This is a genomic window from Streptomyces sp. NPDC040432, from assembly GCF_055595445.1.
Genome location: NZ_JBVIVP010000011.1, coordinates 15,546 through 27,783 on the forward strand (window position 1 = coordinate 15,546; position 12,238 = coordinate 27,783).

A 12,238-nucleotide genomic window follows, 5' to 3' on the forward strand; every position below is an offset into this window, starting at 1 on the left:
TTCTTCCTGCGGGGTGTGGGGTTGGTACAGCGGGTCAGACTGCGGCGTGCGCGTGCTCGGCGTCCGAGAGGGCGGCCAGGAAGCGCTCCGCGTCGAGGGCGGCCGAGCAGCCGGTGCCGGCCGCGGTGATCGCCTGACGGTAGGTGTGGTCCACGACGTCGCCCGCACCGAAGACACCGGTGAGGTTGGTGCGCGTGGAGGGAGCCTCCACCTTGAGGTAACCCTCGTCGTCCAGGTCCAGCTGGCCGGTGAAGAGCTCGGTCCGCGGGTCGTGGCCGACGGCGATGAAGAGGCCGGTCACGGGAAGCTCCGAGGTCTCACCGGTCTTGGTGTTGCGCAGGGTGAGACCGGAGAGCTTCTGCTCGCCGTGGATCTCCGCGACCTCACTGTCCCAGGCGAACTTGATCTTCGGGTCGGCGAAGGCACGGTCCTGCATGGTCTTGGAGGCACGCAGGCTGTCGCGGCGGTGGACGATGGTGACCGACTTGGCGAAGCGGGAGAGGAAGGTCGCCTCCTCCATCGCGGTGTCACCGCCTCCGACCACGGCGATGTCCTGGTCCTTGAAGAAGAAGCCGTCGCAGGTGGCGCACCAGGAGACACCGCGCCCGGAGAGGGTGTCCTCGTTGGGCAGGCCGAGCTTGCGGTGCTGCGAACCGGTGGTGACGATCACGGCCTTGGCGCGGTGGACCGTGCCGGCGGTGTCGGTGACCGTCTTGATCTCACCGGTGAGGTCCACGGAGACGATGTCGTCGGGGATGAGCTCGGCACCGAAGCGCTCGGCCTGGTCACGCATGTTGTCCATGAGGTCCGGACCCATGATGCCGTCCCGGAAGCCGGGGAAGTTCTCGACCTCGGTGGTGTTCATCAGTGCGCCACCGGCGGTGACGGCGCCCTCGAAGACCAGGGGGTTGAGCGAAGCGCGTGCGGTGTACAGGGCGGCCGTGTAACCGGCCGGCCCGGAGCCGATGATGATCACGTTTCGTACGTCGCTCACGGGTTCTTTCCTCGTCTCTGCGGACTGCGTGTTGCCTACCGGGGGCCGGTGCGGACTCTCACCCCACCCAACGGATCCTACGGCGCGCGCATTCCCCGCTCGGCCAGGACGGAACCGGGAACGGATCAGCCGTGGGGATAGGTACGCGTGAGCAGCGGCGTTCCCGGAGCCTGCGCGGGCGCGTCCGCGCAGCCGGCCGGCACCACGTAGGCGTCCACGAGGGCCGGGTCGCCGGGGTGCGGCAGCACGACGAGGTAGACGGCCTTGCCCTCGTAGGTACCGCGGTCGGCGGCGAGCGGGGCGTCGGCGCGGCCGGTGGACTGCCGCACACAGGGTGGTACGGACGCCTCCTGCGCGGCGCCCTGGCGATCGGAGGGCGCCAGGCCGGGGGTGTTCTCCAGCCCCATCGTCTTGTTGGTCCTGTCCGGCGGGGACGGTACGGCGTCCCCGGTCTCCGCGGTCCCGGTCTCCCCGGTGCTCCCGGTGGCGAGGAGCCGACGGACGCTGTCCTGGAGCCCCTGCGCGGTGTACCCCGAGCCCGGTGTGCGGCCCGCGGCGGACGAGGCGTCGCTGCGGGCGGCGGTGGCGGGTTCGTCGGAGGAGCTGCCGGTGAGGCCGTTGACGAGGAGGACGGCGAGGACGCAGGCGGCGGCCCCGGCCAGCCCCGTGAGGACCGCGATCCGCCGACGGGCACGGCGGCGGCCGGGTCCGTCGGAACCGGAGGGGTGACCGGAGGGGCGGGCCCCGGAACGGCCGGAGCCGGCTGCCCGTGTTTCACGTGGAACGGCGGTCGGTGTCCCACCTGCCTGTGTTCCCTCAGTCGGTGTTTCACGTGAAACACCGACACCGACACCGGCTGCTGCATCCGTGCCCGCATCTGAATCGTCCCCGGGTCGGCCGGGGGCGTGAACGGAGGTGGTGGAGGGAGTCCGGGACCCGGTCGAGTCGAGGAGGGCCTCGGCGGCCAGGGCCGCGTCGATGCGGCCCGCGACGGCGGAGGGCATCCTCGGCGGTCCGGGAAGGGTGCCGAGCAGGTCTCGGATCTCCTGGAGCGAGACGAGGACGTCCGCGCACAGGGAGCATGCGCCGAGATGGCGGCGCACCTCGGCGCCGCGCGACGGGGAGAGCAGTCCTTCGGTCAGGTCGGAGATCTCCGAGACCTCCGGGTGCCGGATCGTTCCGGTCGTGGGGCTCACGGTCGTCCACCTCCGCCCTTCACAGCGTCTGGGTCTGGGTCCCGGGGTTCTGCCGCCGGTGGGACGGGTGTCCCCGGCGTCCGGTTCCTTCCCCGCTCCGATGTGCTGTTATCCACGGCATTCGTGCGCAGATGAGTGAGCATCGGGACGAGTTTCGCCCGGCCGCGCGCGCACCGGCTCTTCACGGTCCCGGTGGGAACGTCGAGGATCCGCGCGGCTTCGGCGACGGGGTACCCCTGCATGTCGACCAGCACGAGGGCGGCCCGCTGATCTGCCGGGAGGGTGCTGAGCGCGGACAGCAGCTGCCGGTGGAGGTCCTGGCGCTCCGCGGGGGCCTCCGCGGACTCGTGGGGCTCCAGGAGCCGCTCCAGGCGGTCCGTGTCGTCGAGGGGGGAGGTCCGGCGCGAGGCGGCCTTGCGGGCCCGGTCGAGACAGGCGTTCACGGTGATGCGGTGCAGCCAGGTGGTGACGGCCGACTCCCCGCGGAAGGTGTGGGCGGCCCGGTAGGCGGAGACCAGGGCGTCCTGCACGGCGTCGGCGGCCTCCTCGCGGTCACCGAGGGTGCGCAGGGCCACGGCCCACAGCCGGTCGCGGTGGCGGCGCACGAGCTCACCGAAGGCGTCGGGATCACCGGCGACGTGCAGCGCCAGGAGTTCCTGGTCGCTGTGGTCGCCGGTCGTGGCGTGGTCCAACGGTGAGCCCTCCCCTGCTGTCCGTCAGCCCGTGAACTTCACATCCGTGATGCCCTGCTTGTAGCCGGCGCTGCTGAAATCGTCGAGGGGAGCGTGCGGCATGGCGGTGATCCACACCAGCACGTAGCGCGACTTGACCGGCTTCTCGACGGTCAGGCGCACGGACCGCTCGTTCGTGGTGGTCGACGCGATCTTCTTCAGCGAACTGATGGGCTTGACCGGCTTGGCATCGACCGCGTACAGCTCCAGGGTCGTGTGGTCACCGGTGAACCGCAGCCCTATCGACGCCTCGGTGACCTCGTGCTCTTCCCCGAGGTCGTAGACGATGCCGACGCCGCTTTTGATCGTCAGCTTCGGGCCTTCGAAGAAGCTTTTGGTCCGCCAGTACGTGGAGGCGTCCCCGTCGTACGTCTTGGAGACGTCGTTGGCGTTCTGCGCGGAGCCCTCCGGGACGTGCTCCGAGGCCCCCTTGATGGAGAGCGGCACCGGGGCCTTCTTCTCCGGCCCCTTGTCGCCGTTCGGCTGTTCCTGTTGCTGGTTCCCGTTGCTGCCGTTGCCCCGGTTGCGGTGGTCCAGGAGCTTGTCGGCGAGCTGCCAGCTGCCGAGGCCGAGGGCGGCGATCAGCAGGGCGGCGACACCCCACTTGAGGGCCCGGCCGGTGCGGCTCTGCAACGGCGGCGGCGGAATCGAAGCGACCTGCGCGGTGGGGCCGCCGGGCGGCAGGGGACGGCCGTAACTGCCCTGCTGGTAGGTGGTGTGCTGGTACTCCGGGGGCGCCGTGAAGGCGGGCTCCGGCGGCCGGATGCGGGGCATCGCGGCGACGGCCCTGGCCAGTTCCTCCGGCGTGGTGCAGGCGGGCTCCTGACGGGACGCGGTGGCCCCGTCGTTGGCGAGTGCGCGCATGGCGAGCTCGCCGAGCCCGCGGTGCACTCCGGCGCGGACCTGGTCGGGGGCGATCAGGCCGACACCCTTGGGCAGGCCGGCGAGGCCGTAGGCGTCGGTCTCGTACGGCCAGCGCTGGGTGAGTGCGGCGTACAGCAGTGCGCCGATGGCCTCGGTGTCCGCGCGCTGCGGGGTCTCGCTGGTGATGCCGCGCAGCGCGGCGTTCACCGCGAGCCCGCGGATGCGGTACTGGCCCGAGGAGGTGCGCAGTATCGCGCTGGGAGTCAGCCGCAGGTGGGCCAGCCCCTCGCGGTGGGCGGCGGACATGGCCTGGGAGACCTGGCTGACGAGCTGGTAGGCCTCGTGGGGCTCCAGAGGTCCGGCGGCGAGGATCGCGGTGAGTTCGGTCGCGTCGGGCAGCCACTCGTGGACGACGTAGACGAGGTCGTTCTCCTCCACGGCGTCGAGGACCTGGACGAACCGGGGGTCGCCGAGCAGTGCGGAGGAGCGGGCGGCGGCCAGGACGGTGCGGGCCCTGGGGTGATCGGCGGGCAGCAGGTGGACGCCGACCGCGCGACGGAGCTTCTCGTCCATCGCGCGCCAGCTGCTGAATCCGTCCAGACGGGTGACGCACTCCTCCAGGCGGTAGCGTCTGGCGAGCTTGTGGCCGCTGTGGAGTTCCGGTGCGGCCGCAGGGGCCGCGTTCGTGCGTTCGCCGTCCGTTTCGGGCATGGGTCCGTCCGCGGCTCGTCCGTTCTGGGTGTCCACCCCGTCGGCCGTGGCCTTGGCCGCTCCTGCGGCCAGCGGCTCATCGCCGCTGTTGTCGGCCACGTCGACGGCAGCCGTGCTACGTTCCGCCACCGTCGTCCCTGCCTCCCCATCCGTTGCGCGCTGTCGGCCAGTCTGCGAAGCCATGCCAATTGTGCCCACAGTCCGGCGCTCTGCACGACACGCCAGGGAGGTCGGGTCCTCCGGTGGGCACCCCCATCAGCGCCCCAGACGGCCGCGGACCATCCCGACCATGGAGTTGAGCTCTTCGATCCGCATCCGCTTGGCGGCGATGAGGAACACCGCGCCCAGTGCGACGGCGCCGGCCACGAGGGCGGCGAGGGAACCGACGACCCCGCTGCCCAGCCACTGGGTGACTCCGTAGGCCACACCACCGGCGACGGCGGCGGCCGGCACGCAGGCGCCGATCAGCCGGGTGTAGGTGCGCATGACGTGGGCGCCGTCGAGGTCGCCGCCGAGACGGTTCTTGAGGCGGCGCCAGGCCACGCCGACACCCACCGCGTAGCCGAGTCCGTACGCGGCGGCCATGCCCACGACGGCCCAGCGGGCGGGGAGGACGAAGAAGGCGATGGTGGAGGCACCGGCGTTGACGGCGGCGACGATGACCGTGTTGAAGAAGGGGGTCCGGGTGTCCTCGTAGGCGTAGAAGCCGCGCAGGACGACGTACTGGACGGAGTAGGGGATCAGACCCAGGCCGAAGGCCATGAGGACGAAGCCGATGTTGCGGGCGTCGTCGGCACCGGAACCGGCGTACAGCAGGGTGGCCATCGGCACGCCGAGCGCGAGGAACGCGAAGGCGCAGGGCACGATCGCGACGGCCGAGGTGCGCAGGCCGTAGGAGATGTCGTCGCGGACCGCGGCGGCGTCCCCGTCGTGCGCGGAGCGGGAGATGCGGGGCAGGACTGCCGTCATGACGGAGACGGTGATGATGGCCTGCGGCATCTGCCACAGCAGCAGGGCGTAGTTGTAGGCGGTGATGCCGGTGCCGCCCTGGCCCTTCGTACCGGCGAGCGTTCCGGCCGTGGTGGCGAGCTGGGTGACGACGATCAGGCCGAGCTGGTTGACGAGGACGAAGAAGAAGGTCCACTTGGCGAGGCCCGCGGCCTTCCCGAGGCCGTGGCCCTTCCAGTCGAAGCGCAGGCGCGGCTTGAACCCGGCGTCGCGCAGGTAGGGCAGCATCGCGAGGGACTGGACGACCAGCCCGAGCAGGGTGCCGATGCCGAGCAGGCGGACGCCCTCGGGGGTGATGCTCCCCTCGGTCATGCCCGTGGCGGTGAAACCGCCGAAGGCCCAGATGAAGGCGCCGAACGTGGCGATGACGACGATGTTGTTGAGGACCGGGGTCCACATCATGGCGCCGAACCGGCCGCGTGCGTTGAGGATCTGACCGAGGACCACGTGCACGCCCATGAAGAACATGGTGGGCAGGCAGTAGCGGGCGAAGGCCACGGCCACTTCGAGGCGCTCGGGGTTGTCCGCGATGTCCTGCGACATCATCCCGATCAACAGCGGAGCGGCCAGGACGCAGACGGTGGTGACGGCGCCCAGCAGGACCACGACGAGGGTCAGCAGCCGGTTGGCGTACGCCTCGCCGCCGTCGTCGTCGTTCTTCATGGCCCGGACGAGCTGGGGGATGAAGACCGCGTTGAGGGCGCCGCCGCCGACGAGCACGTAGATCATCGTCGGCAGGGTGTTGGCGACCTGGTAGCTGTCGTTGAGGGCGGCGACGCCGATGGCCCCGGCGATCACCAGGGTGCGGGCGAAGCCGGTGAGGCGGGAGACGATCGTGCCGGCCGCCATCAGGGCGCTCGACTTGAGCAGGCCGGCCGCGCGTCCGGCGGGCTTGGTGGGGGCCGGTGCGGCCACCGGAGCCTCCTCGACCGGGGTGCGGGGGGCCGCCTGCTGGTCGCGGTACAGGTGGGCGAAGGCGTCCGGCTCCGGCTGGTCCTCGGCGGCCCGCGTCACCAGCGAGTCCACGCCGACGAACTGCGTGGTGGCAGCCTGGTCCCCGTACGGAAGGTGCCGGGAGGGGCCGTCCGGTTCCGGTGGCGGGGTCTGGGCCCAGATCCGCGGGTCGGGACCGTGGGAGGGGTTCTGGGGAGCCGCGTAGAGCGGAGCCGCCTCCTGGTAGGTGCCCGGGGGCGGCGGCGGGTGCGACGCCCGGTCGTAGAGGACCTCGGCGACCGGATCCTGCGCCGACAGGTCCTGCGCCCGGTAAGGGTCGTAGGCGTAGGCGTCCTGGACATAAGGGTCGTGGTCCGGCGCGGGCGCGGGCGCCGGAACCTGTCCGGGCACCGGAGTGCCCGGGGCAGTGCCCTGGGGGGGCGTCTGCCCACCAGCGCCCTGCGCGCGGTCACCGTCGTACGGCGCGTTCATCGCAACCCCACCTCATCGTCCCCAGGCCGACCGGCCACGGCATCGCTCAACGGTCCACTGTCTCACTCGGGCCGGACCCCTCGGTGCTTTGCGGTCCGGTGTCCGGGGACTCGTCACTCGGCTGCGTGCTCTCCTCCGCGGCCGTGCGGGCCGCGACACGCTTGCGGCTCGCGTACATCTTGATGCCTGCGAGGACCAGGAGCAGCACGCCGCCCGCCATGACCAGCATGACCGTGGGCGTGATCTCCGTCGCATCGACGGTGAAGGTGCGTTCCTTGCCGTACGGGACGCCGTCCTTGGTGAAGAGCTGCGCCGTGACCTCGACGGGCCCGCTCGCGGTGGCGTTGGCGGTGAACTTCACCGTCTGGCTGTGCCCGCCCTGGACGGTGACCTCCTGCTCCGACTCCCCGCTGTCGCCGAACATCAGGCGGGTGGGATTGGCGGACTTCACGCGGAGCACGAGGTTGTGCACGTCCTGGACGAGGCTGTTCTGGACGCTGACGGGGATCGTCGCGCTGTGCCCGGACAGGGTGGCGTCGGACTTGGGGATGACCTTGACCTTCTCGGTGAGTCCGATCAGGTACTGCTGGACCTGTTCGCGGTAGAGGCGCCCCTCATCGGGGCGACCGCGCCAGGAGGTGGACATCTCGCGGTTGGTCGTGTTGCCGAAGGGGATCTCGACGCGGTCCGGAGCCGTGAGGATGACCTTGAAGTGGTCGAGGGTGTTCTGGGTGGTGCGGATCTTCTCGAAGGCCGACACCGGAAGTTCCTGCTTGCTCAGGGACTCGGGGTACTGCCCCGCGCCCGGAACCTGGGTCGAGGCCCCGGGGTCGGGCTTCGCGGCGGCCGCGGCCTCCAGGTCGGAGGGCTGGCTCCACCGGGCGCCCTGGAGACCGCGCAGGGCGAGGGCCATCGAGTCGACCTGGCTGACCGTGGGCATGCGCTGGGGCGCGACCACGTAGCTGCGCGGCTCGTCGCCGTTGTGCAGGTTGAGGGCGAGGCTGTGGGCCAGGAACCGCTGCACGGCGAGCGTGGAGTTCGCGGCGCGGGACATGTCGCCGTCGAAGGCGGTGGAGAGCTCGGCGTCGGCGACCACGGCCGTGGTGCCGGCTCCGATGGGCCGCGCGGCCGAGGGCGTGTACCCGAGGGCGCCGCTCTCCTGGAGGCTGTCGCTGCGCGCGAGGACGTTGTGGGCTCCGGCCGAGGTGGCGACGTTCACGATCGCGGGGTCGATCGCGCCTTCCACGGGCCAGGAGAAGTCGGTGGACGGGGTGACGTGGAGGACCGTCTCCACGGCTTGGCGCGCCTTGTCCGTGGCGGGCCGCAGCTGGCCGAGGGTGCCCGAGACGTCCTTGCCGTGGTGTGCCAGCGAGGCGATGTCCGGGTCGGCGAAGGGGAGCGCGACGACCTTCTTGCCCTGGACGGCGTTCTCCAGGTCGCTGAGCCAGCGCTCTGCCACGGCCTTCTTCTTGCCCTGGACGGGCTTGCCGCCTGGCTCGGGGCTGCGCACCCGGTAGCCCTTGGTCATCGCGTCGACGGTGGCCAGCAGGTCGGGATCGATCACCCAGGTGACCGGCAGGTCCTTGCCGAGCGCGACCATCCGCTCCAGGCGGCCGCCGGGTGCCAGCTCGTCGGCGAGGGAGTCGTCGAGGAAGACGGGGGTCTGGAGCTCGTCCGACCCGCTCTCCGCGGTGACGCGGGTCGTGGAGATCAGCGGCCACACGTAGGTGAGCGAGGAACGCTTCGCGGCGGGGTCGGGCTGCCAGGGCAGGAACGTCCGCTGGATGCCGAGGACGCGCTCGGAGGGCCGGCTGTCGGTCGTCCCCGAGACGGAGACCCCCAGCTGGTAGACGCCGTCCGCGCCCAGTTCCAGCTTGTTGAGCGGCACCTTGATGGAGAACGACTTGCCCACCTTCGAGGGGAGCGAGTCGATCTTCACGGCGTAGGCGCTGTCGATCTCCCCCGGATCCACACCCGGCCGGAATCCCCTGCGCTCCGCGACCTCGTCGATGGCGGACCGATCGCTGATCATCGGCCCGACCCGCAGTCCGACGTGGGCGCCCTTGACCGTCTCGGAGCTGTTGTTGACCACGGTTCCGGAGATGGTCAGCGTGTCGCTCTTGACGGGAGAGCTCGGGCTCACCTCATCCAGCTGGACGTCGACCGAGCCATCGGCGGCCTGGGCCGGCGGGGCGGGAGCGTAGATCAGAGCGGCCAGCACCGGCGTCCCGGCGAGCAGGACCACCGCCCGCCGCAGCCAGCGGCGCCGGGCAGGGGTGGGAGTTCCCCCCTGGATTTGTGCCGCCTCGGCCACGCGCTCGCCCGTCCTCGAAGTGTCAGTGGTCGTCGTTTCTGCGTCCACGCATGGTAACGAGGTGCGCTGTGCGCGAGTGCCGCGCCTTGCTCCACATGATCGGGGGCGGCTCCCGAGGGCCCGGGCGCGGGGTGGCCGCAAAACGAGTGAGCCCGTGCCGGGCGGGCCACGTACCCTTTTCTGTTGTGCCGAACGCCAATGAAGACTCCCCCAGCGCCCTGAACCAGGTGCAGCTCCGCGCGGTCAGTGAACTGCTGCGGGTCGCTCCTGTCGCCGACGAGCTCGGCCGCCGGTTCCAGCAGGCGGGCTTCCGCCTCGCCCTGGTCGGCGGGTCCGTCCGCGATGCGCTGCTCGGGCGTCTCGGCAACGACCTCGACTTCACCACGGACGCGCGTCCCGAGGACGTCCTGAAGATCATCCGACCGTGGGCCGACTCCCTCTGGGACGTCGGTATCGCCTTCGGAACGGTGGGGGCGCAGAAGCAGGGCTTCCAGATCGAGGTGACGACGTACCGCTCCGAGGCGTACGACCGCACCTCCCGCAAGCCCGAGGTCTCCTACGGCGACTCGATCGAGGAGGACCTGGTCCGCCGGGACTTCACGGTCAACGCCATGGCGTTGGCCCTGCCGGAGCAGGAGTTCGTCGACCCGCACGGCGGTCTTCAGGACCTGGCCGAGGGCGTGCTGCGCACTCCCGGCGCCCCGGAGGACTCCTTCTCCGACGATCCGCTGCGGATGCTGCGCGCCGCCCGGTTCGCCGCGCAGCTGGACTTCGAAGTCGCACCCGAGGTGGTGTCGGCGATGAAGGCGATGTCCGACCGGATCGAGATCGTCTCGGCGGAGCGGGTGCAGGGCGAGCTGAACAAGCTGCTGCTCTCGGCGCACCCCCGCAAGGGTCTGGGACTGCTCGTGGACACCGGTCTCGCCGATCGCGTGCTGCCCGAGCTGCCCGCACTGCGGCTGGAGAGCGACGAGCACCACCGGCACAAGGACGTCTACGACCACTCCCTGATCGTGCTGGAACAGGCGATCGCGCTGGAGGAGGACGGCCCGGACCTGGTGCTGCGCCTGGCGGCCCTGCTGCACGACATCGGCAAGCCCCGTACCCGCCGGTTCGAGAGCGACGGCCGGGTTTCCTTCCACCACCACGAGGTGGTGGGCGCGAAGATGACCAAGAAGCGCATGACCGCGCTGAAGTACTCCAACGAGATGATCAAGGACGTGTCCCGGCTGGTGGAGCTGCACCTGCGCTTCCACGGCTACGGGGACGGCGAATGGACCGACTCCGCCGTGCGGCGCTACGTCCGTGACGCGGGCCCGTTGCTCGGCCGGCTGCACAAGCTGACCCGGTCGGACTGCACCACGCGCAACAAGCGCAAGGCCAACGCCCTGTCGCGCACCTACGACGGGCTGGAGGAGCGGATCGCACAGCTCCAGGAGCAGGAGCAGCTGGACGCCATCCGGCCCGACCTGGACGGCAACGAGATCCAGCAGGTGCTGGGGATCCGCCCCGGACCGGCGGTGGGCAAGGCCTACGCCTTCCTGATGGAGCTGAGGCTGGAGAACGGCCCGATGGGGCACGATGCGGCGGTGGAGGCCCTCAAGAAGTGGTGGGCCGCTCAGGACGCCCAGGGCTGAGGGGCCCCGCGCCCGCCGGTCGAAGGCCACCCGCCCGCTGTTTCACGTGAAACAGCGGGCGGGGACGCCGGTACGAGGGCGGTGTTTCACGTGAAACACCGCCTTCGTCGTTGTACGAGCACGGCCGTGACGGCGTAGAGCAGGGCCACCGTCACGATCAGGGTGGTGGACCGGCCGTCGGTCGGGAGCATGAGCGAGGCCACGGCGGCGGCTCCGACGAACGCCACGTTGAACAGGACGTCGTAGACGGAGAAGACCCGCCCGCGGAACGCGTCGTCCACCCGCGACTGCACGACCGTGTCGGTGGAGATCTTGGCGCCCTGTGTGGCGAGGCCGAGGACGAACGCGGCGACGAGCATCGGCCCGGGTGCGAAGAAGAGGCCGAGCGCGGGGACGAGGACGGCCGCGCCGGCGGCGCAGACGGTGATGCACCCCAGGGTTCCCAGCCGGGTCACCAGCCAGGGCGTGATGACGGCGGCGACGAAGAATCCGGCCCCCGAGACTCCGACGGCTGTGCCCAGCAGGGCCAAGCCGTCCGACTCGTTGTCCGACCACGCGTACCGGCAGAGCATCAGGAGCGTGACGGTCAGGGCGCCGTAGCAGAACCGCATCAGCGTCATCGCCGTGAGCGCCACGGCGGCCTCGCGCCGCTGGGCGAGGTGTCTGAGGCCCTCGGCCATGCCCCGCACGGTGAGGGCGGCGCCCTCGACGAGCGACGGGTGGCTCCGGCCGGGTGGGTGGTCGGGGCCGAGCAGACCTACGGCCAGGCGCAGCGAGACCAGGGCCGCGCAGAGGTAGAGCCCGGCGCCGAGCAGCACGACGAGGGCGTTGCTGTCGGAGGCCAGGAGCCGCACCAGGAAGGCGAGTCCGCCCCCGCCCACGGCCGCGAGGGTTCCGGCGGTCGGGGAGAGGGCGTTGGCCGTGACCAGCTCACCGGGTCCCACGACGCGGGGCAATGAGGCGGCGAGGCCGGCGAGGACGAAGCGGTTCACCGCGGTGACGGACAGGGCCGAGGCGTAGAAGAGCCAGTCGGGCACCTGCGCGACGATCAGCATGCCGGTCACACAGGCGAGGAAGGCCCTCAGCAGGTTGCCGTAGAGGAAGACCTGGCGGCGGCGCCACCTGTCCAGCAGCACGCCGGCGAAGGGACCGATCACCGAATAAGGCAGCAGGAGCACCGCCATGGCCGAGGCGATGGCCGCGGGCGAGGTCTGCTTCTCCGGGGAGAAGACCACGTAGGTGGCGAGCGCGACCTGGTAGACACCGTCGGCGGCCTGGGAGAGCAGCCGTACGGCGAGCAGGTTGCGAAAGTCCCTCAGGCGCAGGAGTACGCGCAGATCACGTACGACAGGCATGAG

General features: G+C 71.0%; 8 protein-coding genes. 1 reads left to right on the forward strand and 7 read right to left on the reverse strand.

Annotated elements, in window-relative coordinates:
- Positions 1-34: 34 nt before the first annotated feature.
- From trxB to ACZ58N_RS22500, 6 genes are all read right to left on the reverse strand, one after another.
- Positions 35-994, reverse strand: a complete 960-nt coding sequence (gene trxB, locus ACZ58N_RS22475) for a thioredoxin-disulfide reductase (protein WP_471162664.1) — start codon at positions 992-994, stop codon at positions 35-37.
- Between the two features lie 125 nt (positions 995-1,119).
- A complete protein-coding gene (locus ACZ58N_RS22480; RefSeq protein WP_471162666.1) occupies positions 1,120-2,190 on the reverse strand; it encodes an anti-sigma factor in 1,071 nt (356 codons plus the stop codon).
- Positions 2,187-2,882 (reverse strand): RNA polymerase sigma factor SigM, encoded by a 696-nt coding sequence (gene sigM, locus ACZ58N_RS22485; protein WP_389699915.1) that lies wholly within the window; start codon positions 2,880-2,882, stop codon positions 2,187-2,189. Before sigM ends, ACZ58N_RS22480 begins: the two co-directional genes overlap by 4 nt.
- 24 nt (positions 2,883-2,906) lie before the next feature.
- On the reverse strand, positions 2,907-4,625 hold the full coding sequence (locus ACZ58N_RS22490) for a protein kinase family protein (protein ID WP_471162669.1): 1,719 nt from the start codon (positions 4,623-4,625) through the stop codon (positions 2,907-2,909).
- A 126-nt stretch (positions 4,626-4,751) separates the two neighbouring features.
- Positions 4,752-6,929, reverse strand: a complete 2,178-nt coding sequence (gene murJ / locus ACZ58N_RS22495) for a murein biosynthesis integral membrane protein MurJ (RefSeq protein WP_471162672.1) — start codon at positions 6,927-6,929, stop codon at positions 4,752-4,754.
- Positions 6,930-6,975: 46 nt separating this feature from the next.
- Positions 6,976-9,243 (reverse strand): DUF6049 family protein, encoded by a 2,268-nt coding sequence (locus ACZ58N_RS22500; protein WP_471162675.1) that lies wholly within the window; start codon positions 9,241-9,243, stop codon positions 6,976-6,978.
- Positions 9,244-9,428: 185 nt separating this feature from the next.
- Here ACZ58N_RS22500 and ACZ58N_RS22505 point away from each other — a divergent pair, with 185 nt between their 5' ends.
- A complete protein-coding gene (locus ACZ58N_RS22505; protein WP_471162678.1) occupies positions 9,429-10,880 on the forward strand; it encodes a CCA tRNA nucleotidyltransferase in 1,452 nt (483 codons plus the stop codon).
- Between the two features lie 86 nt (positions 10,881-10,966).
- On the opposite strand, the gene ACZ58N_RS22510 is transcribed toward ACZ58N_RS22505, so the two are convergent.
- Complete coding sequence (locus ACZ58N_RS22510) at positions 10,967-12,235, reverse strand: MFS transporter (RefSeq protein ID WP_471162680.1); 1,269 nt, start codon at positions 12,233-12,235, stop codon at positions 10,967-10,969.
- Between the last annotated feature and the right edge of the window lie 3 nt (positions 12,236-12,238).